At 68.0% G+C, this 23,222-nt stretch carries 24 protein-coding genes, 1 tRNA gene and 2 pseudogenes; 13 read left to right on the forward strand and 14 right to left on the reverse strand.

Going from position 1 to position 23,222, the window contains the following annotated elements:
* Positions 1 to 41: 41 nt before the first annotated feature.
* The 5 genes and pseudogenes from MKL11_RS33595 to MKL11_RS17990 all read left to right on the forward strand — a co-directional run.
* A pseudogene (locus tag MKL11_RS33595) lies at positions 42 to 656 on the forward strand (FAD-binding oxidoreductase); the annotation flags it as partial.
* Between the two features lie 783 nt (positions 657 to 1,439).
* On the forward strand, positions 1,440 to 2,339 hold the full coding sequence (locus MKL11_RS17975) for an NAD(P)-dependent oxidoreductase (RefSeq protein WP_243945768.1): 900 nt from the start codon (positions 1,440 to 1,442) through the stop codon (positions 2,337 to 2,339).
* A gap of 78 nt (positions 2,340 to 2,417) precedes the next feature.
* Complete coding sequence (locus tag MKL11_RS17980) at positions 2,418 to 2,753, forward strand: hypothetical protein (RefSeq protein ID WP_243945770.1); 336 nt, start codon at positions 2,418 to 2,420, stop codon at positions 2,751 to 2,753.
* Positions 2,695 to 3,357 carry a recombinase family protein gene (locus MKL11_RS33420; protein ID WP_243945772.1) on the forward strand — a complete coding sequence of 221 codons (663 nt, stop codon included), beginning with the start codon at positions 2,695 to 2,697 and terminating at the stop codon, positions 3,355 to 3,357. Before MKL11_RS17980 ends, MKL11_RS33420 begins: the two co-directional genes overlap by 59 nt.
* Positions 3,354 to 3,437: pseudogene (locus tag MKL11_RS17990) on the forward strand (hypothetical protein); the annotation flags it as partial. The gene MKL11_RS33420 and the pseudogene MKL11_RS17990, both read left to right, overlap by 4 nt.
* A 560-nt stretch (positions 3,438 to 3,997) precedes the next feature.
* Here the strand turns inward: MKL11_RS17990 and MKL11_RS17995 are convergent.
* Positions 3,998 to 4,073 (reverse strand) — tRNA-Glu (locus MKL11_RS17995).
* 106 nt (positions 4,074 to 4,179) lie between these two features.
* Between MKL11_RS17995 and MKL11_RS18000 the strand changes: the two genes are divergently transcribed.
* Positions 4,180 to 5,160 carry an RluA family pseudouridine synthase gene (locus MKL11_RS18000; protein WP_243945774.1) on the forward strand — a complete coding sequence of 327 codons (981 nt, stop codon included), beginning with the start codon at positions 4,180 to 4,182 and terminating at the stop codon, positions 5,158 to 5,160.
* A 259-nt stretch (positions 5,161 to 5,419) separates the two neighbouring features.
* Positions 5,420 to 6,313 carry an RNA polymerase sigma factor RpoH gene (gene rpoH / locus MKL11_RS18005; RefSeq protein WP_007565114.1) on the forward strand — a complete coding sequence of 298 codons (894 nt, stop codon included), beginning with the start codon at positions 5,420 to 5,422 and terminating at the stop codon, positions 6,311 to 6,313.
* Between the two features lie 52 nt (positions 6,314 to 6,365).
* Here the strand turns inward: rpoH and MKL11_RS18010 are convergent, their stop codons facing one another.
* The 9 genes from MKL11_RS18010 to hemB all read right to left on the reverse strand — a co-directional run bounded on the left by MKL11_RS18010 (position 6,366) and on the right by hemB (position 15,105).
* On the reverse strand, positions 6,366 to 7,766 hold the full coding sequence (locus MKL11_RS18010) for a histidine kinase (protein ID WP_243945775.1): 1,401 nt from the start codon (positions 7,764 to 7,766) through the stop codon (positions 6,366 to 6,368).
* Positions 7,767 to 8,047: 281 nt separating this feature from the next.
* Entirely contained in the window at positions 8,048 to 9,340 is a 1,293-nt protein-coding gene (locus tag MKL11_RS18015) for an adenylosuccinate synthase (RefSeq protein WP_243945777.1), read from the reverse strand.
* Positions 9,341 to 9,483: 143 nt separating this feature from the next.
* The gene (locus MKL11_RS18020) at positions 9,484 to 9,816 is read right to left on the reverse strand and encodes a hypothetical protein (protein WP_243945779.1); all 333 of its coding nucleotides are present in this window, start codon (positions 9,814 to 9,816) and stop codon (positions 9,484 to 9,486) included.
* An 86-nt stretch (positions 9,817 to 9,902) separates the two neighbouring features.
* A complete protein-coding gene (locus MKL11_RS18025; protein WP_243945781.1) occupies positions 9,903 to 10,760 on the reverse strand; it encodes a D-amino-acid transaminase in 858 nt (285 codons plus the stop codon).
* Between the two features lie 52 nt (positions 10,761 to 10,812).
* Complete coding sequence (purB, locus tag MKL11_RS18030) at positions 10,813 to 12,120, reverse strand: adenylosuccinate lyase (protein ID WP_243945783.1); 1,308 nt, start codon at positions 12,118 to 12,120, stop codon at positions 10,813 to 10,815.
* A 120-nt stretch (positions 12,121 to 12,240) separates the two neighbouring features.
* On the reverse strand, positions 12,241 to 12,987 hold the full coding sequence (locus MKL11_RS18035) for an arginyltransferase (protein ID WP_243945785.1): 747 nt from the start codon (positions 12,985 to 12,987) through the stop codon (positions 12,241 to 12,243).
* A gap of 124 nt (positions 12,988 to 13,111) precedes the next feature.
* The gene (locus MKL11_RS18040) at positions 13,112 to 13,600 is read right to left on the reverse strand and encodes an RDD family protein (RefSeq protein WP_243945847.1); all 489 of its coding nucleotides are present in this window, start codon (positions 13,598 to 13,600) and stop codon (positions 13,112 to 13,114) included.
* A gap of 81 nt (positions 13,601 to 13,681) precedes the next feature.
* Complete coding sequence (locus MKL11_RS18045) at positions 13,682 to 14,050, reverse strand: hypothetical protein (RefSeq protein WP_243945787.1); 369 nt, start codon at positions 14,048 to 14,050, stop codon at positions 13,682 to 13,684.
* On the reverse strand, positions 14,047 to 15,105 hold the full coding sequence (gene hemB, locus MKL11_RS18050) for a porphobilinogen synthase (RefSeq protein WP_243945798.1): 1,059 nt from the start codon (positions 15,103 to 15,105) through the stop codon (positions 14,047 to 14,049). The genes MKL11_RS18045 and hemB overlap by 4 nt, the downstream gene beginning before the upstream one ends.
* A gap of 204 nt (positions 15,106 to 15,309) precedes the next feature.
* Here hemB and MKL11_RS18055 point away from each other — a divergent pair, with 204 nt between their 5' ends.
* Both MKL11_RS18055 and ldtR read left to right on the forward strand, forming a co-directional pair.
* Positions 15,310 to 15,768: a DUF6163 family protein gene (locus MKL11_RS18055; protein WP_409565876.1), complete on the forward strand. Its 459-nt coding sequence runs from the start codon at positions 15,310 to 15,312 to the stop codon at positions 15,766 to 15,768.
* Positions 15,769 to 15,930: 162 nt separating this feature from the next.
* Positions 15,931 to 16,443: a transcriptional regulator LdtR gene (gene ldtR, locus MKL11_RS18060; RefSeq protein WP_243945803.1), complete on the forward strand. Its 513-nt coding sequence runs from the start codon at positions 15,931 to 15,933 to the stop codon at positions 16,441 to 16,443.
* A 10-nt stretch (positions 16,444 to 16,453) separates the two neighbouring features.
* Here the strand turns inward: ldtR and MKL11_RS18065 are convergent, their stop codons facing one another.
* On the reverse strand, positions 16,454 to 17,056 hold the full coding sequence (locus MKL11_RS18065) for an exopolysaccharide biosynthesis protein (RefSeq protein ID WP_279594956.1): 603 nt from the start codon (positions 17,054 to 17,056) through the stop codon (positions 16,454 to 16,456).
* Between the two features lie 299 nt (positions 17,057 to 17,355).
* On the opposite strand from MKL11_RS18065, the gene bcsS reads away from it, so the two are divergent.
* Positions 17,356 to 18,084, forward strand: a complete 729-nt coding sequence (gene bcsS / locus MKL11_RS18070; protein WP_243945808.1) for a cellulose biosynthesis protein BcsS — start codon at positions 17,356 to 17,358, stop codon at positions 18,082 to 18,084.
* Here bcsS and MKL11_RS18075 read toward each other — a convergent pair.
* Together MKL11_RS18075 and MKL11_RS18080 are read right to left on the reverse strand one after the other, a co-directional pair.
* Positions 18,051 to 19,649, reverse strand: coding sequence for a cryptochrome/photolyase family protein (locus MKL11_RS18075; RefSeq protein WP_243945810.1), 1,599 nt, complete (start codon positions 19,647 to 19,649; stop codon positions 18,051 to 18,053). The two genes, bcsS and MKL11_RS18075, sit on opposite strands and share 34 nt — an antisense overlap.
* Positions 19,650 to 19,652: 3 nt before the next feature.
* Complete coding sequence (locus MKL11_RS18080; protein WP_243945812.1) at positions 19,653 to 20,387, reverse strand: SDR family NAD(P)-dependent oxidoreductase; 735 nt, start codon at positions 20,385 to 20,387, stop codon at positions 19,653 to 19,655.
* A gap of 110 nt (positions 20,388 to 20,497) precedes the next feature.
* Here MKL11_RS18080 and MKL11_RS18085 point away from each other — a divergent pair, with 110 nt between their 5' ends.
* The 3 genes from MKL11_RS18085 to MKL11_RS18095 all read left to right on the forward strand — a co-directional run bounded on the left by MKL11_RS18085 (position 20,498) and on the right by MKL11_RS18095 (position 22,031).
* Positions 20,498 to 21,361, forward strand: coding sequence for a formyltransferase family protein (locus MKL11_RS18085; RefSeq protein WP_243945814.1), 864 nt, complete (start codon positions 20,498 to 20,500; stop codon positions 21,359 to 21,361).
* 64 nt (positions 21,362 to 21,425) lie between these two features.
* Entirely contained in the window at positions 21,426 to 21,767 is a 342-nt protein-coding gene (locus MKL11_RS18090; RefSeq protein WP_243945816.1) for a hypothetical protein, read from the forward strand.
* A 78-nt stretch (positions 21,768 to 21,845) separates the two neighbouring features.
* Complete coding sequence (locus MKL11_RS18095; protein ID WP_243945818.1) at positions 21,846 to 22,031, forward strand: hypothetical protein; 186 nt, start codon at positions 21,846 to 21,848, stop codon at positions 22,029 to 22,031.
* A gap of 9 nt (positions 22,032 to 22,040) precedes the next feature.
* Here the strand turns inward: MKL11_RS18095 and MKL11_RS18100 are convergent, their stop codons facing one another.
* Positions 22,041 to 23,066 (reverse strand): hypothetical protein, encoded by a 1,026-nt coding sequence (locus tag MKL11_RS18100; protein ID WP_243945820.1) that lies wholly within the window; start codon positions 23,064 to 23,066, stop codon positions 22,041 to 22,043.
* Between the last annotated feature and the right edge of the window lie 156 nt (positions 23,067 to 23,222).

The following is a 23,222-nucleotide window of genomic DNA, read 5'->3' on the forward strand; positions in this document are numbered from 1 at the left end:
GTCGCTCCGGCGGCGGCCCCCTCCCGAGCGAACGACGTGTCATGATCCCCGCCCTCACCGATCTGGCCGCCTCCGCGCCGCTCTACGCATCGTTCCTGGCCAAACTCCGGGTCCGGGGGGTCGCGGGCGAGCTAACGGGCGGGATCGCGGACCGCACGGTTCTGGTCACCGACAACTCGATCTATCAGCTCAGGCCCGAGGCGGTGGCGTTCCCCCGGGACCGGGACGACCTCGTCCGGATCGGCACGCTGCTGGCCGACCCGCGCTTCTCGGAAATGCGGATCGCCCCGCGCGGCGGCGGCACCGGGACCAACGGGCAATCGCTGAGCGGCGGCCTGATGGTCGTCACCTCGCGGCACATGAACCGCATCCTCGAGATCTACGTCGCGGCCAAGACCGTGCGTGTCGAGGCCGGCGTGGTGAAGGACCAGCTGAATCGGGCGCTGGCCCCGCACAGCCTGTTCTTCGCGCCCGAACTCTCGACCTCGAACCGGGCGACCATCGGCGGCATGGTCTCCACCGACGCCTGCGGCCAGGGCTCGTGCCTCTACGGCAAGACCCGCGACCACGTCCGCGCGCTGACTTGCGTCCTAACCAACGGGCAGGTCTGGACCTCCCGGCCCCTCGGCGCGGAGGAGCTGGCGGTCGTGTCGGCATGGCCGGCACCGGAGTGTGCCCGCAGCCTCGTCCTCGTGCAGGACGCCTTCACGACGCATTACGAGACGCCGCTGGTGCTCGCCCTCCTCGGCCTGCTGACGGATCTCGGCTTCAGGCGCTGGCTGGCGCCGTTCCTCCCGAACGGCAAGCCGCTGCACGTCCACGGCTTCCTGCGCGCCTTCGCCCGGCAGGCCGGCCGCAAAGCCCGGATGCTCAAGGAGCTTTCCGCGAGCGGCATCGGCCTCGTCGGGCTCGATCCGTCGATGACGCTCACCTGCCGTGCAGGATACGTCGCCGCCCTCGGGGCCGGGGCGGCGGCGCCGGTCCGGATCGTCCAGGAATGGCTGGCCGCGCGGCTCGCGGACCGGCCCACCGCCGGCCCGGCCAGGGACTACCTGCTGTTGCCCCATTGCACCGAGCGGACGAACGCGGCGGCGGCCCTGCGCGATTGGCACGTGGTGTTCGCCAGCCTCGGCCACCGCCTGACGATCCTGCCCTCGGGCTGCTGCGGCATGGCCGGCACCTACGGCCACGATGCCGAGCACCGGGCCACTTCCGAGTGGATCTACGGCCTGAGCTGGGCGGCCCATGTCGGCTGCGCCGGACACCTCCTGGCCGACGGCTATTCCTGCCGGTCGCAAACCAGGCTGATCGACGGCGTCGGCCTGCCCCACCCGATCCAGGCCCTGCTCGGTTGCCTGCACCCACCGGGTCGATCGACCCGGATCGCCGCCTGATCGGGCGGCCTCACCGCACCTGCTCCGTCGTTTGGGAAACAAACCATGTCGGCACACCAGCAATTCCGCCTCGGCTTCGTCGGCTACGGCGAGATCGGCAGCACCCTCGGGCGCGGCCTGCGCGCGGCGGGCCTCACCAGCATCGCCGCCTACGATAGATACGCCTTCGACGGCCCGTTCGCCGACCTGATCCAGGGCCGGGCCCGGGACGCGGGCGTGACCCTGATGCGCTCGAACCAGGAGCTGGCCGACGCGGCGGATGTGATCGTCAGCGTGACGCCGGGATCCGCGTCCCTCGACAGCGCCGCCGCGTTCGTCGGCTGCCTCACGGAGCGGCACACCTTCATCGACTTCGCCTCGGCGACTCCGAAGATCAAGCAGGCCGTCGCCGCGCGTCTGGCCGGGAGCGGCGCCCTCCTCGGCGACGGCTCGATCGAGGGGACGCCGAAGAACGGCTACGCGATGCCGATCCTGGTCAGCGGCCCGGCCGGCGAGCGCGTGCGCGACCTTCTCGTGCCGTTCGGGATGCAGATCACCAGCGTCGGCGAGACCCTGGGCACGGCCTCGGGCATCAAGATCCTGCGCTCGGTGCTGATCAAGGGCATCGAGGCCCTGACCGACGAGATGCTGCTCGCCGCCCAGCACTACGGCGTCGACGAGATCGTGCTGGCCTCCGCCTGCAAGACGCTGGCGCGCCCGTGGATGGACACGGTCGAGGCCCTGATCCCCTCCGGGGTGATCCACGCCAAGCGGCGGGCCGAGGAGCTGGAGATGTCGGCCGAGGCGGTGGCCGACGCTGGTGTCGACCCGATCATGGCCCGCGCCATCGTCGCCCGCCTGCGCTGGAAGGCCGACCTCGGGCTGAAGGAGACGCTCCAGGGCGTCGAGCCGGCCAACCACAGGGAGGCGATGGATGCGATCGCGGCCGCCCTCGCCAGGGCCTGACCACGCGATCACGTTCGAGCAGGCGGTTCGAAGACCGAGGATCTGTTTGAGACCGAACGAAGATATCGGGAGAGAGACATGCCGACTCATCACGCCTCAGGCGTCAACCAGCGCCAGCTGCTCGCGGCCGGCGCGGGCCTGACCCTCACGGCGGCGCTGCCGGGGCGTGTCGTCGCTGCCAAGGCCTACCCCTACTTGACCGGGACCGAGCGCCCTCGCACGCCGGTCTTTCCCAGCGCCACCGATTGCCACATGCACTTCTTCGACAAGCGCGTGGCGACGGTCCTCGGCGCGCCGGTCCTCCACCCCGAGGCGTTCCCTGAGGACTACCGCAAGATCCAGAGCCGGATCGTGCGTGCGCCGCCTTGCCAAGGCCGGCGTGCGGCTGATCTCGATCACCCAGGAACTCGGTGACGATCCCGCCCAGGTGATAATGCGGCAGGTGATCGCCCTGTTCGACGCGTACCAGTCGAAGGAGAACGCCAAGCACGTGCTGCGGGCGATGAAGGAGAATGCGCGTCAGGGCTTCTACAACGGCGCTCCGGTGCCACTCGGCTACACCGTCGTCGAGGTCGAGAAGCGCGGGGCCAGGATCAAGAAGCGTCTGGCGGTCGACAGCGTAGAGGCGGAAACGGTCGCACTGATGTTCCGCCTTTACCGCTATGGCGACGACGTCTCCGGTCCGCTCGGGGTCAAGGCGATCACCTGCCATCTCAATGAGCGCGGCTACCGCGCTCGCTCCGGGGCCCGCTTCGGGGTCGCGACGGTCCACGGTATCCTGACCAACCGCGTGTGTGTCGGCGAGTGGGTGCTCAACCGGCGCTGCTCGCGGACGCTGACCGAGAAACCGAAGGCGGAGCAGATCCCGATCACTGTGCCGGCGATCATCGCCCTGTCCGAGTTCGAGGCGGTGCAGGCGACGCTGAAGGCGCACAACCCACGCACCACGCCGGCCGGCCCGGGTCGTGACCGGGCCCGATCCTGCTCACCGGACTGGCGACCTGCAGCGGCCCTATGACGCTCCGTACCGGCACGTCGAAGTCCGGCCAGGTCCACCGCTACTACAGTTGCTCGACCCACGGCCGGCAAGGCAAGATCCGCTGCACCGGCCGATCGATCCGGATGGACACCCTCGACACGCTGGTCACCGACCACCTCGTGGCGGAGCTGTTGCAGCCTGACCGGCTGCGGGCGACGCTCGCCTCGCTGTGGTCAGTGAGGGCGGAGAAGGCGATCCAGGTCGACGGGCGGGTGGCGGCGCTGCGCCGCGAGGTCGCCGGGGCGGAGGAGAAGCTGAAGCGCCTGTACCCAATGATCGAGAAAGGGATGACCGATCTCGACGACATCCTGAGGAACCGTCTTGCGGCGCTGAAACAGGAGTGGGACCGCGCCAACGCGGCGTTCGACCGGATCAACGTCGACGCGCGTCCGCCGGCGGAAATCACTCTGGAGCTCATCGAACGATTCGGCCGTCTGATGCGCGAGACCGTGACGACGGGAGAGATCCCGTTCCGGAAGGCGTGGCTTCAGGCGATCGTCGACCGGGTCGAGGTCGGGGCGGATGTCATCCGCATCGTTGGGGAAAGGCAGCCCTGGAAACGGCCATCCTTGAGGCGAGCTCGAAAGCAGTGCCGAGTGTTCCCAGCTATGTACGGAAATGGCGCTCCCAAGGGGAATCGAACCCCTGTTTTCGCCGTGAGAGGGCGACGTCCTAGACCGCTAGACGATGGGAGCTTTCCGGCGGCGCGCAGGTGCTATAGCCACGCACTGCCGGGGGAGCAAGGCCTTCTCTCGAGATTTCGCATGGATCGGTGCGGATGGGGCGCGGATAGGAATCGTTGTGGACGCAAGCGACGTGGAACGGGTTGGGACCGTGGTCGACGGGGGTATCCGGCTCGATCGGGCGCTGGTAGCGCTGTTCCCGGACCTGTCCCGGGCGCGACTGCAGGATCTGGTGCGCGACGGGCGGGTGCGCCGCGATGGGACCCCTGCGTGCGATCCGGCCATGAAGGTCGCCGCGGGGGCACGGATCGTCCTGGAGCTTCCGCTGCCGGCGGATGCGGAACCGGCCGCCGAGGCCCTGGACCTGGCGATCGCGTATGAAGACGACGACCTCATCGTGATCGACAAGCCGGCGGGCCTAGTGGTCCATCCGGCGCCGGGCCACGAGAGCGGAACCTTGGTCAACGCCTTGATCGCCCATTGCGGCGCGAGCCTGTCGGGGATCGGCGGCGTGCGCCGGCCAGGCATCGTTCACCGGCTCGACAAGGACACGAGTGGCCTGATCGTCGTCGCCAAGAACGACGCGGCCCATCAGGGGCTCACGGCACAATTCGCCGATCACGGCCGGACGGGTCCGCTGGAGCGCGCCTACGCGGCCGTGGTCTGGGGCGAGCCGCAGCCGCGCGTTGGCATGATCCGGGCCAGCCTCGCCCGCTCGCGGCACAACCGCGAGAAGATCGCGGTGGTCTCCGACGAGTCCGGGCGGCACGCGGTGACGCATTATGCCGTCGCCGCGGCTTATCCGGAGGCTTCCCTGGTGCGCTGCCGCCTCGAGACCGGGCGGACGCACCAGATCCGGGTCCATCTCGCCCATCGCGGCCATCCGCTTCTCGGAGACCCGGTCTATGGCGGCGCCTTCCGCACCAAGGCGGCACGGCTGTCTTTGCTTGCGCGCGACGCGCTCGGGGCCCTCGGACGCCAGGCCCTCCACGCGGAACTGCTGGGCTTCAGCCACCCCCGCACCGGCGAAACGCTTCGGTTCGAGAGCCCGATCCCACACGACATCGCCGCGCTCGTGGATGCCCTCGCGAAAGCTTGAACGGCCAAGATGTGGTAAGAAACCGACTCCGTGCCGCGTGCGAAAGATCACGCCGGACCGCGTCACATCGTGACATGATACGACCAATCGGCCGGTCGCGCGTTGATGGCGACGTGGGTGTCCTCAATCGCTACCGGTCCGTCCGACTAACCCGTATGACATGGGTGGCCGGGAGGGTCGGCTCAAGAGCGGCCCGAGTGGACGGCACTGTTGCCCGTCGCGTCCGCCCGTCAGGGGGACAAGAGTCCAGGAGAATGCCATGGCCGGTACGTTGCCCGTGCTCGCCAATGAAGGTGGCCTGTCGCGCTACCTCGACGAGATCCGCAAGTTCCCGATGCTGGAGCCGACTGAGGAGTTCACGCTGGCCAAGAGCTGGCGGGATGCCGGCGACCGCGAGGCCGCGCATCGGCTTGTGACCTCGCACCTGCGCCTCGTGGCCAAGATCGCCATGGGCTATCGCGGCTACGGCCTGCCGATCGGCGAGGTCGTGTCCGAGGGCAATGTCGGCCTGATGCAGGCGGTCAAGCGCTTCGACCCCGACAAGGGTTTTCGCCTCGCAACCTACGCGATGTGGTGGATCAAGGCGGCGATCCAGGAATACATCCTGCGCTCGTGGTCGCTCGTGAAGATGGGCACCACCGCCAACCAGAAGAAGCTGTTCTTCAACTTGCGCAAGGCCAAGGGCAAGATCTCGGCGCTGGACGAGGGCGACCTGCGCCCCGATCAGGTCAAGCAGATCGCCACCCGTCTTGGCGTGCCCGAGCAGGACGTGATCGACATGAACCGGCGCCTGTCCGGCGATACGTCGCTCAACGCGCCGCTGCGGGAGGAAGGCGAGGGCGAGTGGCAGGATTGGCTCGTCGACAACGCCCCGAGCCAGGAGACCGTGCTGGCCCGCGAGCAGGAGGGGCAGAACCGCCTCTCGGCCTTGCGCGATGCGCTGGGCGTACTCAATCCGCGCGAGCGCCGCATTTTCGAGGCGCGGCGACTGGCCGAGGATCCGATCACGCTGGAGGATCTGTCCGGGGAATTCGGCGTCTCCCGCGAGCGGGTCCGGCAGATCGAGGTCCGCGCATTTGAGAAGGTGCAGGAGGCGGTCAAGCGCAACATCGCCAACCGCGAATTGCCCCGCACGGGTATCGAAGCGCACTGATCATCCGGCCCTGCGCGCAACGAGCGCGCCGGATATCGTCCCTAACTCCTGTTTACTGCCAAGCGTCGAAGGCGCTCTGCAGGACCTGGGCGCCGGCGCTGCCCTTCTCGAAAGTCAGCACGGCGCGCTTGCCCGAGGTGTAGCGCACCGCCAGATCGAACCAGTTGCGGTGGAGCAGCAGGTCGGTGTTGCGATCGACGTCGTTCTGAAGCGACGACAGGCCGATCAGGAACAGGTTGTCCCGGACCCGGACCGGCAGGCCGGAGACGGGCGAGCCGCGTCCGTTCTCGTCGTCTTTGGCCTGGAGCAGGCCGACATCCTGCACCGTTCGTGCGGCATCGCCTCCCGTCTGGCTGAAGGCGAGGCTCACCGTGTGCGAGGCCGGCAGCGTAGCGTCCAGATTGCGCTGGATGGTCATGACCAAGGTCAGCCCGGCATCCGGTATCGTCACCGTGGCGACCACGGCGTTCTGGAGCGGCTGGCCCTGCTCGCCGTTCACGGTGTCGAGCCGCCAGGTTACCCGGCCGTTGGTCTTTGTCGGCTGTGCGTTGTCGGCGCCCGTGGCCTCTTCGATCAGCTCGGCCCGCTGGGCGACGGAGAGGTTCGGTTGGGCCGGCGACGGCGCGACTCGCGCCGGTGCACCATTGTCCTGCCGCGCCGCGGTACGCGGCGCAGGGGTCGCCTCGCCGCCGACCCGGTCGCCGAACTTGGTCTCGGTATCGGTCTGCTGGGAATCCGCCGTCTCTGTGCCGTTCGACGGCAGGGTCTGAGGCCGGTCGCGGAGCATGAAGGCCGCCACCGCGATCAACCCGATCACAACCGCCAGCACGCCGCCGACGAAGGCATTGCGCAGGATGTGAGAACGTCCGGACCGCGGCGGCACCACCTCGATCCGCGGACGCTGACGGCCGTTGCCGGCATCGCCCGAGGATGTCGCGAGATCCGGCTCGTCGACTGCTACCGCCGGTTCGACCAGAGCCGGCTGCTCGTCGGGGCTAGCCAGCGAGATCGGTCCTTGCCGCGGCGATGAGATCGCGATCGGAGCCTCGCGCGGCTCGTCGCGGGTGGGGATAGCCCGCTCGAAGGGCGGCTCGGCGGCCGGAAGGGCCGGTTCCGGAGCTGGAGGAGGCGCGGGTTCGGGCGGTGCCGGTTTGGGCGGCGACGGCTCCGGGATTTTCGGTTCGGCGGCCGGCGGCGAGCTCGGCTCCGATACCACCACGACATCGTTGGCCGGCGCCGGCAGGCCGCCGTGATCGACTTCGAGCCGCTCGATCGCTGTGTCGAGCGCCCGGCGCTCGAGATCGATATCCGCCTCCGAGAGCGGCGGATCCAGGGAGCGGAGCTGGCTGATGAGGGCGTTGCGGGCGCGGTCGTACACCGCCTTGCGCAGGGCGGGTGATCGGTCGGGCAGCGCATCGAGGGCGCGTGCCAGAAGCGGGTAATAATCGGCCATGATGCCCAGGTCCGCGCCTTCGTCCGCCGTCCGGTAGGACCGGTCGATGGCCGAGGACCGACGGCTGCGCCCGTACCGAGGGTCGGGAGCGGCCGCCGGCCGGTGATGTGTGCCCGCCGCGCGGATCGGCACCCGCGAGTCGGTTCCTCCGATATCGTATCGGATGGTCGATCACGGAGACCGCCACCCGCCGTAGGCTGGTTCTAGATCAAGCGGACGCGGGCTGGATACATGTCAGGCAGTAGAAAAGATGCGTCATCAACGGGATAGGGCGCCGAGCCTCAATCCTCGAAGGGATTGTGCATCAGAATGGTATCGTCGCGCTCCGGCGAGGTCGACAGCAGCGCCACCGGCGCCCCGATCAGCTCCTCGATCCGGCGGACATACTTGATCGCCTGCGCCGGCAGGTCGGCCCAGGACCGGGCGCCTGCGGTCGTCTCGGACCAGCCCGGGATGGTCTCGTAGATTGGTTCGACGCGGGCCTGAGCGGCCTGGCTCGCCGGCAAATGGTCGATCGTGCGGCCGTCGAGCTTGTAGGCGGTGCAGACACGGATCTCCTCGAATCCATCCAGGATGTCGAGCTTGGTGAGCGCGATGCCGTGGATGCCCGAGGTCCGCACCGTCTGGCGCACCAGGACCGCGTCGAACCAGCCGCAGCGGCGCTTGCGGCCGGTGTTGACGCCGAACTCGCGTCCGCGGGCGCCGATGGTCTCGCCAATCTCGTCGTGAAGCTCAGTGGGGAACGGCCCCTCCCCCACTCGGGTCGTGTAGGCCTTGGCGATCCCCAGCACATAGCCGATCGCCCCCGGGCCGAGGCCGGAGCCCGTCGCCGCCTGCGCGGCCACGATGTTCGACGAGGTTACGAAGGGATAGGTGCCGTGGTCGACGTCGAGCAACGCGCCCTGCGCGCCCTCGAACAGGATGCGCTTGCCGGCCCGACGCTGGTCGTCGAGGAGCGACCAGACCGTGTCGGCGAAGGGCAGGATTTTGGGGGCGATCGCGGTGAGTTCGGCGAGCAGCGCCTCGGCGTTCACCTCCTCGATGCCGAGGCCGCGCCGGAGCGCATTGTGGTGAGTCAGCACCCGCTCGATCTTGGCCGGCAGCGCATCGATATCGGCGAGATCGACCACGCGGATGGCGCGGCGGCCGACCTTGTCCTCGTAAGCCGGGCCGATCCCGCGCTTGGTTGTGCCGATCTTGAGGCCCGTATTAGCGGTCTCACGGAAATGATCGAGTTCCCGATGGAGCGGCAGGATCAGCGTGGCGTTGTCGGCGATCCGCAGGGAGGCGGGCGACACCTCGACGCCCTGGGCCTTGATCCGCTCGATCTCGTCCACGAGGTGCCAGGGATCGACCACGACGCCGTTGCCAATCACCGAGAGCTTGCCGCCGCGCACGACCCCCGAGGGCAGGAGCGCCAGCTTGTAGGTGACCCCGTCGATGACGAGCGTGTGCCCGGCATTGTGGCCGCCCTGGAAGCGGACCACGATGTCGGCTTGCTCGGAGAGCCAGTCGACGATCTTGCCCTTGCCCTCGTCGCCCCATTGGGCGCCGACTACGACGACGTTGGCCATGCCTGCCTGCTTACCCGCGACGGAAACCGGGACGGCGCGGCCGACGGGTGCGGGCCGCGTACGTCGTGAGCCGTTTCCGCGATCCGGGCGGCGAAATCAAGCAAGCCGGCCGCATGGGTGTCGGCCGGCATCACGGAAGCCACTTATTTCGCTTCGGTTCCGGGGGTCCGGCCGGGCAGATCCTGCGGCTTGATCACCGGCATCGAACCTGTTTCGTCCGGTTTCACCACGGTACCGGTCGTCCCCGTCTCCGACGGCTTGATCACGCCGTCGTTCTTCTGAAGCTTGTCGCTGAGCGACTGGTCCTTCGGTGGCGCGTCGGCGCTCGGGCGGACACGGTCCGGCGGCGTCTGGGTCGCCGGCGGCAGGGCCGGATCGGTATCGCGGCCCTTCAACGGCGCGTCCGGGTTCTGGGCATAGGCCGGGACCGCGAACAGGGCCGCCGCGAACGCGGCGAACAGAAATCTCTTCGACAAAACTAGTCTCCACTCTCAAAAAACGTGTTCCGAGAGCAACAGTCTGATGCCGGATCCGTTCCTGTTCGCGGCGTGGCGCGGCCGGCTCAGCCCTGCCGGGCGGCCTCGATGTAGAGTTCGCGCAGGCGCTGGGTCAGCGTACCGGGACGTCCCTGGCCGATCGACCGACCGTCGATCTCCACCACCGGCATCACGAAGGCCGAGGCACTGGTGTAGAACGCCTCCTGCGCCTCGTAGGCCTCGGCGACCGAGAACAGCCGCTCCTCGACGCGCAGGTCGGCCTCGGCGGCAAGCTTCAGCACGGAAGCCCGGGTGATGCCGGGCAGAAGCGCCGTCGAGAGCGGCCGCGTGACGAGCACGCGCTCGCGGCTGACGATGAACGCGGTGGACGACGAGCCCTCGGTGACCGCCCCGTCCTCGACCATCCAGGCTTCGGCGACGCCGGCCTCGGCGGCCTGCTGCTTGGCGAGAACCTGCGCGAGCAGCGCCACCGACTTGATGTCCCGGCGCTTCCAGCGCAGATCCTCGACGGTGATCACCCGGACGCCGGATTCTGCGAGCGGGTTGGCCAGCACGGTCTTGGCCTGCGTGAACATCACCACGGTGGGCTCGGTTCCGGCCTTCGGAAAGGCGAAGTCGCGCTCGGCCACGCCGCGGGTCACCTGCATGTAGACCAGCCCCTCGGTGACGCCGTTGCGCGCGACCAGTTCGGTCTGCAGCGCCTGCCATCCGGCCGCGTCGTGCGGGTTGCGGATGCCGATCTCGCCGAGCGACCGATCCAGGCGCGCGAGATGCGCGGCGTTGTCGACGAGCCTGCCGTCGATGATCGCCGAGACCTCGTAGATCCCGTCCGCGAACAGGAAGCCACGGTCCATGATCGGCACGCGCGCCTCCTCGAAGGGGAGGAATGCGCCGTTGAGGTAGACGATGCGGGCAGTAGTCACGGATTGCCTTCCTGTGTTCGTCGCAGCCTCAAGCAGGATTCGTGCAGCGCGCTCAGGCTGCGCCGAACACCCGCGCGAAGATCGTGTCGACGTGCTTGAAGTGATAGCCGAGGTCGAAGCATTCCTCGATCTGCTCCGGCCTGAGCGCTGCCGTCACTTCGGGATCGGCTTTCAGAAGAGCGAGAAAGTCGCCCTCGCCACGCCAGACCGGCATCGCGTTGCGCTGGACCAGGCGATAGGAATCTTCCCGGGACACACCGGCCTGGGTGAGGGCCAGAAGAACCCGCTGGGAATGGACCAGCCCGCCGAGACGATCGAGGTTTTTCTGCATGGTGGCCGGGTAGATCAGCAGCTTCTCGATTACGCCGGTCATGCGGGCCAGCGCGAAATCAAGCGTCACGGTGGCGTCTGGGCCGATCATCCGCTCCACGGAGGAATGAGAGATGTCGCGCTCGTGCCAGAGCGCGACGTTCTCCAGGGCCGGAACGACGTAGCCGCGGACCATGCGGGCGAGCCCGGTGATGTTCTCGGTGAGCACCGGGTTGCGCTTGTGCGGCATGGCCGAAGAGCCCTTCTGACCCTCGGAGAAGAATTCTTCGGCCTCCAGGACCTCCGTGCGCTGCAGGTGGCGGATCTCGATGGCCAGGCGCTCCAGGGACGAGGCGACGACGCCCAACGTCGCGAAGAACATGGCGTGGCGGTCACGCGGGATGATCTGGGTCGAGACCGGCTCGGCCGTCAGGCCCATCTTCCCGGCGACGTACTGCTCCACCCGCGGGTCGATATTGGCGAAGGTTCCGACAGCGCCGGAGATCGCGCAGGTGGCGACCTCCTCGCGGGACGCGACCAGGCGCCGACGGTTGCGCTCGAACTCGGCATAGGCTTGCGCAAGCTTGAGCCCGAAGGTCACCGGCTCGGCATGGATGCCGTGGGAGCGGCCGATGGTGGGCGTCAGCTTGTGCTCCAGCGCCCGGCTCTTCAGGGCCGCCAGGAGCGCGTCGACATCGGCGATCAGGATGTCGGCGGCGCGCACGAGTTGCACGTTGAGGCAGGTATCCAGCACGTCCGACGAGGTCATGCCTTGGTGGACGAAGCGCGCCTCCGGGCCGACGATCTCGGCGAGATGGGTGAGGAACGCGATGACATCGTGCTTCGTCACCGCCTCGATCGCGTCGATGCGAGCGACATCGAACACTGCGTCCTTGCCCTTCGCCCAGATCGTCTCGGCCGCCGCCTTGGGCACGACGCCGATCTCGGCCAGCGCCGTGGTGGCATGGGCCTCGATCTCGAACCAGATCTTGAAGCGGCTCTCGGGCGACCAGATCGCCGTCATCGCGGGGCGGCTGTAGCGGGGGATCATGGGGGCCTCGGCACGGTCCGGAACTCGTGCGTGGCCGGTAGCATGCGCCGGGCCGGCCGCTCAATGCGGTTCGCGCAAGGCCGCAACACGCAGGAGCATGGGTTCAGCCGCCGACCCCGGTCAGGGGACCCGGACCCAACCCTGGCCCATCAGGCGCTCCTGCGGACGGAAGCGGGATTTGTAATCCATCTTGCGCGAGCCCTCGACCCAATAGCCGAGGTAGAGATAAGGCAATCCGAGCCGGCGGGCCCGACGGATATGGTCGAGGATCATGAAGGTGCCCGGCGAACGCCCGGCTTCCTCCGGATCGTAGAACGAGTAGACCATCGACAGGCCGTCCGCGAGGACGTCGGTCAGGCAGAAGGCCAGCGGCGGGCCGAAGCCGCGCCCGGTGATCGCCGTGTCCGGCCCGCGCCGCCGGTACGACACCAGATGGGTGTCGACATGGCTGTCCTCGATCATCATGGCGTAGTCGAGCACGGTCATGTCGACCATGCCGCCATCGCCGTGACGGGCGTCTAGGTAGCGGCGGAACAGGGCGTATTGCTCGGAGGCCGGCCGGTTCGGCTCCGGTGTGCCGATCCAGTCGTCGTTGCGCGCCAGGATCCGCTTCTGGCTGGCGCTCGGCTGGAAATCGTCGACCACCACGCGCACCGAGACACAGGCACGGCAGGTCTCGCAGGCCGGGCGGTAGGCGATGGTCTGGGAGCGACGGAAACCGCCCTGGGTCAGGATCTCGTTGAGGTCGCGGGCGCGACGCCCAACCAAGTGGGTGAATACCTTCCGCTCCTCCTGGCCCGGGAGGTACGGGCACGGTGAGGGAGCAGTCAGATAGAATTGCGGAGTGTCGCGCGGATGGCTCGTCACGCTTGGTCTTGACCCTGCACCGGGTTGTCCTCGCGGCGCCGGCAAACCAGTGTACAGGCCGCGCGGCCGGGCTCAATGCCCCCGACCGCACGCCGAAGGAGAATTTCGCCGCGCCTGAGGCGTCTCAGCGCGCGTGAACGACGGCCAAGCCGAGCAACAGGTCATGACCCAGCCGGCGATCCGAACGCATCACACCGAACAGGATATCGAGGCACCAGAGCAGGAAGGTCGAGACCGCGACGTAGAACAGCAAAGCATGCACGGCGGCCGTGATGAAATCGACGGACCCGCCACGCTCAGGGGCGACGACGCGCAGCCCCATAAGCCGCTGCCCGATCGTGCTTTGCTTGGCCCCGCCCACCGTGATCGCGCTGTAGATGATACCGCTCGCCGGCAGCACCGCAAACAAGGTCCAGCCCAGCCCGAACGTCACGACGCCGATCACCGTGATCAGCAGCGTCAACAGGGCGGTGAAGCCGAAGATGAAGAGGATGTCGAGGAGGTACGCGACCGTGCGGGCACCCAGGCTCGCGCGAACGAACGGGATGGGCAACGAGGCCGTGTAACCGGTTGTCTCGAAGCGCTCGGCGTAGCCGGGTTGGGGGTTCTGCATGGTGTCGCGTCCTGCAAGCGAGGCGGCGGAGAAAAAGGTGGGTGCGCCCTGCATCGGCCGCAAGTGCCGTCCGGATCGTGTTCAATGCTCGGCGGGATCGTCGGCCTCGGCATCCGGCGTGTCGAGGTAGAAGCGCTTCAACAGGTAGAGCGACGGTCCCGACAGGTTGATGCCCTCGGTGGCCAGGGCGATGAGGGTCGCTCCGGCGTCGAAACGGCAGGTCAGCCAGTGCTGCCGATTTCCCTCGGCGTAATCGACCCGGACCGTATCCGCCGACGGTCCCGGCGCGGCCCTCAACAACCGGATGCCGGGCTGGGGCGCGACCGCCGGCAAGGCACGTCGGCAGGTCGCAACCCGCTCGCGTCGCAGGGTATCCTGGCACGCGGCGAGCCCCCCAAGGAAACCCGCCGCCACCGCCGCCCCGAGGAGCCAGCGGCGCCGATGTCTCACGGCGCATTGCGCAGGCGCTCGGCGACCCGGGGCGCATGATAGGTCAGCACCCCGTCGGCGCCGGCGCGCTTGAACGCCAGCAGGGCCTCGACCATCGCGCGGTCGCCGTCGAGCCAGCCGTTGCGGGCAGCGGCCTCGATCATCGCGTACTCGCCCGACACCTGATACGCGAAGGTCGGCACCTGGAACTCGTCCCGCACCCGGCGGATGATGTCGAGATAAGGGAGCCCCGGCTTGACCATGACCGAGTCGGCGCCCTCCTCCAAGTCGAGGCGGACCTCGCGCAGGGCCTCGGCCGAATTGCCCGGATCCATCTGGTAGGTGCGCTTGTCGCCCACCAGCGCGGCCTTGGTGCCGATCGCGTCGCGGAAGGGACCGTAGAAGGCGCTGGCATACTTGGCCGCGTAGGCCATGATCTGGACATCGAGGAAGCCGGCCTTGTCCAGCCCGGCCCGGATCGCACCGACGCGCCCATCCATCATGTCCGAAGGCGCGATGATGTCGGTGCCGGCCTCAGCCTGGATCAGGCTCTGCTCCACCAGGACCGCCACCGTTTCGTCATTCAGGATCGCACCGTCCTTCATCAAGCCGTCGTGCCCGTGGCTGGTGTAGGGATCCAGAGCCACGTCGGTCATGATCCCGACCTCCGGCACCGCTCGCTTCACGGCGCGTACCGCCCGGCAGACGAGATTGTGAGCGTTGAGCGCCTCAGAACCTGTCGGATCGCGCAACTCTACCTCGGTAAACGGGAAGAAGGCGACGGCCGGGATACCCAGCCGCGCCGCGCGCTCGGCGTCGCGAACGATCTCGTCGACGGAGAGCCGCTCGACTCCCGGCATCGACGCGATCGGCTCGCGCCGTCCCTCGCCCTCGATCACGAACATCGGCCAGATCAGGTCGTCGACGGTGAGCGTGTTCTCGCGGACCAACCGGCGCGACCACTCCGCTTTGCGGTTGCGGCGCGGACGCTGGGTGATCTTCAGCCCCTCCGGCCGGGCGCTCTCACGGGCGGCCTCCAGGGCGATGGGACGCGGCTCGGGCGATATGTCTGACATGCGGCTTCGGTATCGTGCGCTCGGAGGAGTTGAGGATCGCGCGGCGCATCGGCGCTGGGGACGCCGGACTAGCACAGAGGCCGGGCGTGGCGAAATCAGACCGTTGACGTCGGGCACCGGAACCGCTTCAACCCGGGCCATCCCCCACCATGAACCCGGCCTCCCGACGATGCACCGGCCCATCCCACCCGTGAGCGCACCGTAGTGCCCGGCTCCTTCCCGATCCGACGCAAGGGGTCTCGTCCGGGCGACGCTCCGACCGATCGGATCGAGCGTGCCCCGGGGCCGGCGCCCGGCGCCTGGGACACGGTGCTCGTCTGGTTCATGCGGGTGACGGCGCTGTTCTGGCTGATCAAAAGCATCGGATCCTGGGCGACGATCCTCGACGTGCTGCCCGGAACGCGCCCCTTCGAGATTGAGCCGTTCGGCCGGCAGGCGGCGATCGTCTACTTCGCCGTGGTGGACGCGGCGGCGGCCATCGGTCTGTGGCTGACGAGCGCCTGGGGCGGGGTGATCTGGCTGTTGGCCGTGACATCCGCAATGACGTTGGCGGTGTTGACCCCGCAACTCGTGCCCATGCCGGTACCTTTGATCGTATTCGGCCTCACCGTCGTGCTGATGTACTTCCTGCTGTCCTGGCTCGCTGCACAGGAGGCACGGTGAACGAACCGTTCTGATCTTCGCTTCAGTTTGTCTTTACCGCGAAGAGTAAATCGGGAATTCATCCTATCGCTTAAATCGCCTTTCATTCCCGACACGTAGCTTAGCCATCATCAGCGGCACCGCATCGAACGGACGCCGCAACATCAGACGGTGAGGCAGACGATGAAGACCCAGAGCGCCCGAGTCGCGAAGACCGAAACCCCGGAAGAAGCTCCGTCTTCCAAGGGCTCGTACTTGGAGGCGCTTCACCTGGTCGAGCGGCTGCACCGCCGACTCCTCGACGTGATCAAGGACGAGTTCGAGCGCCGCGGCCGGGAAGACGTCAACAGCGTCCAAGCGCTGCTCCTGTACAATATCGGCGACAAGGAGCTGACCGCGAGCGAGCTGCGGACGAAGGGTTACTATCTCGGTTCCAACGTCTCTTACAACGTCAAGAAGCTGGTCGAGGCCGGCTACCTGCACCACGCCCGCTCGAAGACGGACCGCCGCTCGGTCCGGATCAGCCTCACCGACAAGGGCCGGCAGGTCCATGAGATCATCCAGGGGCTCTACGACAAGCATGCCCGCACGATCGCTCCGATCGGGGGCATCTCGGACGACGATTTCGGCCGGCTGAACACGGCCCTGGGTCGTCTCGAGCGCTTCTGGACCGACCAGATCCGCTACCGGTTGTGATCCGCGCGCTTCAAAGGTTCAGAAGGCCGGCGATCCCGGCGATGACCGCATAGGCGAAACCGGCATTGATGGCGACGCCGAACAGGCCGATTACCAATCCGCCCATCACGACGAGGCCGTCGCGCTCGACAAGGCCGAGGCCCACCAGGCAGACGGCGAGCCCCAGAGGGATCTGCCCAACGATCGGTGCGGCGACGATCAGCGCCAGCGCCAGCGCCAACAGGGCGATCCCCATGCCGCGCATGCCCAGCGCGGTCTCGAACACGCTGACCCGCGGGCGCGACCAGCGCTCCAGCCTTCGCAGGATCGGAACCGCCCGGGTGACGGCCCGACGGACATCCGTCAGCGCGATCGAGCGTCCGAGCAGGATCCGTGGCAGCCACGGCGCAGACATGCCGGCCGCAATCTGAACCGCCACCAGCAGCAACAGCAAGCCGCAGATCAACGGGATCGGCGGCGGCATCGGCAGGCAGTTCGGCAAGCCGAGCAGCACGACGAGCAGTGCGAAGGCGCGATCCCGCAGGACCGCGACGATGTCGCCCACGGTGAGGCGCTCCCCCTCCTGGCTCGCCAGCACAGTGAGGACGTCTGACGTTCGTGCACCGGCAGTCAAGGATCCGCCAACCTTCGCTGTCCTGGCGCGGGCTCTAGCCGAGATCACCGGGCAGGCCAAGCGCGGGGCGTTCGCGCGAAGCCATAACAGGGCTGCGCCGGGGTCGCTCATACCTCAGGTGAGCAAGATCGCGTCAAAAATAAATCCTACGTCGTTTAAAGCAAAATTTTCCGCAAACGTAGCTCGCAGGCAATGCGGCCACGCAACTCCCGTACATTTTCGGTGGATCTACGATGAACAGCGCTGCACCTCACGTCGGTTAACATTAGGTTTACAGCCTTGCCGCCGGAGTTCGATCCGTGTGCAGGCGTCGGGCATTCAGAAAAAGCCAAATCAGGGCGCTTGGAGCCGCCCTGGGGGTCTCACTGTTCCTTGCACACGCCCCTGCGGCATACGGCGGAGAGATCGACGCGCTCCTGTTCGGAAGCCTCGATGCAGGTGCCGCGACATTCCTCACTGTCGGCGCGAAGCTCGGATTCGGCCCTCTCGATCAGGACGGCTTCGTCATACTGACAAGCGTCGGAAGCGGTCGACAACGAGAACGCGGCGACGGCGGCTTGCCGCGCACGCGCTACACGTTCAGCGCGGCCACGGTGCTTGGCTATCAATGGTTCTTCGACTGGGGAACGGCGGCCATCTTCTCGGGGCCTGAAGGCGCGATGGAGGTGCTGGCCGACCAGCGCGCGCTGGCCGCCCTGCCGGCCGCGTACGGCCTGCGCCTGCACGGCGAGATCTGGGCACGCCCGACCGAGAATACGTTTCTCCAGGCGACCGCGATCGCGGGCTCGACGCGCGACAGCCTGTGGACGCGGCTGGCCTGGGGCTATCGGGCTTGGGGGGCGTATCTCGGTCCGGAAGTCAGTGTCTATGGGGATGCGACCGGCTACCGGAAATGGAATCTGGGCTTGCACGGGACGGACTTCGCCGTCGCCCGCTACAACTTCCGTGTCTCGGCCGGTCTCCAGACCGAGTCGGGCCGGCGGAGCGCATCCCTTTACGTGGCGTTAGCGGTCTGGTCGCCCTGGTGAGTACGCACGGGCTCTGCCGCGAGTGATGCCAGGAAGCGGGTCGCGTCCTGACGGATCTTCGCTCGACGCTCGTCCCCCATGCCTCGAAGCGTTCGATACGGCATCGCCATGCGCTGGTTTCCAGCCAGCCTGTCTTCGTTCTCGATCAAAAAGTTCCAGTACAGGTAGTTGAACGGGCAGGCGTCAGGCCCAGTCTTGAGCTTCACGTCGAACGCGCAACTGGCGCAGTAGTCCGACATCCGGTCGATATAGGCGCCCGAGGCCGCATAGGGCTTCGAGCCCATGACGCCTCCGTCGGCCCACAGCACCATGCCGTGCACATTGGGCAGCTCGACCCATTCGTAGGCGTCGGCGAACACGACTAGGTACCATTCCTCGACCTGCGCCGGGTCCAGGCCGGCGATCAAGGCGAAATTGCCGGTCACCATCAGGCGCTGGATATGATGGGCGTAGGCATGGGCCCGGGTATCCGCGACGACGTTGGCGATGCAGTTGAGCTTGGTCTCCCCCGACCAGTAAAACCACGGCAGGTCCCGGTTCGCGTTGAGCGCGTTGGTCTCGCGGTATTGGGGCATCCGCGCCCAGTAGACGCCGCGGACATACTCCCGCCAGCCAAGGATCTGCCGGATGAAGCCCTCGACGCAGTTGAGGGGCGCCAGTCCGTTCCGGTAGGCCCGCTCGGCAGCCCAGCAAATTTCCTCGGCGGTCAGCAACCCGGCGTTGAGCGGCGGCGAGAGCAGCGCGTGGTAGAGGAACGGCGCACCCGCCTTCATGGCGTCCTGATAGTCGCCGAAGGTTGGCAAGCATTCAGCGATGAAATGCTTGAGGGCCGCCAGCGCATCGGCCCGGGTCACCGGCCAGGAGAAGGTCGCCAATTCGCCGAAATGGTCGGCGAACTCCCGCTCGACGAGCGCGATAACCTCTCGGGTGGTCGCGTCAGGCTGAAAGCCGATTCGGTCCGGAAGCCGATGCCCCTTGGGCAGGCGTTTCCTGTTGTCGGGATCGAAGTTCCAACGGCCGCCGACGGGCTCGCCACCATCCATGAGCAGGCCGGTCCGACGGCGCATGCCGCGATAGAACGTCTCCATCCGCAGGTGGTGGCGGCCCTCGGCCCAGCGCGAGAAATCCTCGCGCGGACATAGGAAACGATTGTCCGATCGTATCTCTACCGACACGGGGAGCGTCTCGCGCCAGTCCTGCATCATCTCCAAGACCCGCCACTCGCCGGGCTCAGTGACGATGACTCGCGCGGGCGCGTGGCGCGCCACCGCGCGTCCTAGCTCCCCGGTGAAGCTGCCGGTGTTGCCGGGATCGGCCAAGCGGACGTAGTCGACGGCGATTCCCTCGGCCACCAGCTCGGCCGCGAAATGGCGCATGGCCGCGAACAGGAAGGCAATCTTCTGCTTGTGGTGGCGGACATAAGTCGCTTCGTCCCACACTTCGACCAGCAGGACGACATCCTGCGCGGGGTCGAGATCGGTCAAGCTCGACACCCGCCGGTTCAGCTGATCGCCGAGGACGAAGCGGAGCGTGCCGCCGGTCTGCGCTGCGGATTTTGCCGGCATCCTTCAGCTCTTGGTGCGCAGGGTCGCGCGGCCGCCATCGACGCCGATGACCTGGCCGGTGATCCAGCCCGCCTCATCGGAGACCAGGAAGGCCGCGAGCGCCCCGACATCCTCCGGGCGGCCGAGCCGCTGCAAGGCGTGCATGGCGGCGATCCCATGGGCCAGGGTCTCGTTGCCGGTGATGGCGGCAGCAAGCGGCGTCCGGGTCAGCGAGGGCGCGACCACGTTGACGCGGATCTGCGGGGCGAGTTCGGCCGCCAGCGACAGCCCGAGCCCCTCGACGGCGCCCTTGGCCATGGCCACGGAGGCATGGGCGGGAAAGCCCTGGGCGACGGCCACGGTCGAGAACAGCACGATCCCGGCGCCCGACTCCCCGGCGCCGGCTTTCAGTGCGCCGGCAGCGGCCTGGACGGCCGAGAAGGCGCCCAGCGCGTTGATCCGGAAGTCGGTCTCGACATCGCCCCGGGTCAGGCGCCCGAGGGGTCGCAGATTGATCGTGCCGACCGCATAGACCAGACCCGCGAGGGAGGAACCGGCCGCCTCGCTGGCGGCGGCGAAGAAGTCGGGATCGCCGACATCGCCGGCCGTGAACGTCGTCTCGCCGAGTTCTTCTGCGGCGCGCGCCAGGCGGTCGGCATCGCGGGCCGCGAGATGCAGGGCATAGCCGCGAGCCCGCAGCGCCCGCGCCGTCGCCAGGCCGATGCCGCCCGTACCGCCGTAGATCAGAACCTGTCGCACCGGCGGCCCTCTTGCTACCCAACCTGCCTCAGACAAAGTAAGGCCGGTGGCGCCCCCGGGCAGGCGCCAGGCCGTCCCGCTCCACGTTCACAAGGTCGCAGGCGGCAAGCATGAAGTTCGCGTTCGCCGGCATCGACTTCCTGGGCGGCGTGTTCGAGGGCCTGGTCGAGGCCGGCTGGAAACCGATCAAGCTGTTCACCCGGCCCTGCGACGGAATCTACGACCACAACGACATGCTGGTCGCCCGCGCCCGTTCGATGCGGCTGCCGATCCAGCTGTCGCGCATTCGCGAGCGCGACATCGACGCCCTGCAGGCCGAGTACGGCAAGGATTGGGCTCTGGTGGTGGCAGGCTATCCCTGGCTGGTGAAGGGTTGGCGCGGCCGCGCTGCCTACGGCCTGAACATCCACCCCTCCCCACTGCCGACCGGGCGCGGCCCCTATCCGCTGTTCCGGGCGGTGCTGGATTGCTACGAGACCTGGGGGGTGACCGCCCATGTTCTCGCCGATGGCTTCGACACCGGCGATATCCTGGCCCAGGACATCTTCAGCCTTGAGGCCATCGAATCCCACGAGACCGTGCTGGCCAAGTGCCAAATGGCAGCTCGACGGCTCGCCGCGGGACCGCTCGGCAAAGAACTGCCCGCCCGCTGGCGCCGCGCCGAGCCGCAGGGCGACGGCTCTTACTGGCAGCGGGCCACCGATGCCGACCGGACCCTTGATTTTCGGCAGGAGGTGGAGCCGATCCTGCGCCGGGTCCGGGCCTTCGGCACCGTCGAGACCATTGCCCGGCTGGGCGACGCGCGGATCTACGTGGCCGAAGCGCAGGGCTGGCGCGAGCGCCATGGGCACATGCCGGGGACGGTGGTGCATCGCCACCGCCGGCACGTGGTGATCGCGGCGCTGGACGGCTACGTGCAGATCACCCGCTGGTCACCGGTGCCTCTGGCCGAGGCGGGGCAGGTCGGGCGCTGAGACAGGGGGAACACATTCGTGACGGACGGTGTTTCAGCCGATCCTGAATGTCACGGAGCCCGCCATGTCGACACGCGCAAGTCTCGCCGCAGCCCTCGGGCTTGCCGCGCTGTTCACCGGCACCGCCTTTGCGCAGGGCGTGATCGTCGAACCCGATGATTTCGGCCCGGACGACGAAGTCGTGGTGCGTGACTACATCGTGAGCCGCCCGATCGGCCCCGGCCCGATCATCGGCTCGATCCCGCTGCGGCCCGGCACCATCGTGCCGGAGGACGTGCGGCTCGCCCCCTTCACGGATGCGCCGAACCCGCGTCTGCGCCGCTACGGCTATTTCGTTGCGCCCGGCGACAAGGTCGTGGTGGTGGATCCGGCGACCAGGGCGGTGGTGCGCATCTTCGACCGCTGAGCCTGGTTCGCCTTACGGTCACCGATCCGCTAACACCCCGGGGCAAGCGAATAAGAAACGCGCTCCGGGGGAACCAACATGAAGGCCAAGCCAACTGCGCTCTCGGGCGAGACGCTCCTCGTCTCGGTGCTTCTGCTATTGTCAGGCGCAATGCTGTACGAGTGGATCGTCGTCTCACCCGACAGTCCGGGCTCCGCGCTCCTGCGTGTGATCGGCGCCGCCCTCGCGGCCTTCGTGGCGATCCTACCGTTCCGCAAGGCCTGAATGCGACGCTTACCAGTCGCTGAGTGCCGCACGCTTCCAGCGATCGGGAGCGACGCAGCGATACTCGAAGGCCTCGTCCCAGGCGTGATCGCCCGGCGTGCAGGCCTCCCGGCTGCTCCGCGGCGGGTTCGGTCGCGCCTCCCGGACCGAGGCGGCCTGGACCTGGCCCGCATCGCTCACCCGGAATACCGGCCCGCCTGCGGTCCCGTAGACCAGTTCCCGCCCGTCGAAGCTGAGGGTGCGCGCAAAATTCCCCTCGCGGTTTCCGTCGAGCGCGATCGACTGGCCCGATCCCAGCAGGATCGGCACGCCGGTGAACCGGCCGGACGCGGTGTCGATCCCGATGCCGTAGGTCCCCTCCCCCTGGAACGAGACGCCCCGGTCGGTGACCGAACCGGTCAGATTGCCCATCAAGATGCCGTAGCCGGTATGGGCGCCCGGCACCCCGCCGGTGGAGATCTGCAGGCCGACCCGCTGGCGGTTGCGATCCGTGGTCGGCGATTGCGCCGAGACGTCGATCTCGGCGCCGATGCAGGAGGCGACCGGGTCGGCCTCGTCGGTCATGTCCACGCAGTTGAAATTGCTCGCCCAGGACGGCCCCACCGGGCCGATCCCGTTGGCCTCTTTGAAGACCGTGCCGTTCACCGCGACGTTCTGTGCCCCCGTGCTGGCGAGGCTGCGATTGTGCAGCTCGCCCGTGATCGTCCACTCGTAGCCGGCATTGTGCGGGCCCGAGGAGCCGAGCGCCCAGAGCGCCTTGTAGGTGTGGCCGGGCTCTCCCGAGCCGTCCGGCACGTGCCGGTCGACGCGCAGGGTCGAGACCGGGTCGAAGCCCGAGGGCCGGTTCCATAGGAAGGCATGGCCGCCGTCGAGGCCCGGCAAACCGCTGCCCTGGACATCGCGGGAGAAGCCCGGCGGCCAGGCCGGGGGCGACGCGAGGGCCGGCGGCTGGCCAAGCGCCTCGGCGCAGACGGCGGCTGACATGCCGGCCAGGACGAGGCCGATCGAGATCGCGAGGCCGGGGCGGATGCGCATGATCGTCTCCGGGTGTCCGGTGCGAATCTCGGTCGGTCGCAGCGAGCGCATCGTCCTGGACGGGGCCGCCGGCTTTCGGGACGATGCAAAGCAGAAGGCCAACGCATCGTGCTGGTTCCGATATCCGGCACGATGCGCCATGTGCGCAGCCTGACC

Origin of the sequence: Methylobacterium sp. J-077, from assembly GCF_022829365.1 — a bacterium.
Taxonomy (GTDB): domain Bacteria; phylum Pseudomonadota; class Alphaproteobacteria; order Rhizobiales; family Beijerinckiaceae; genus Methylobacterium.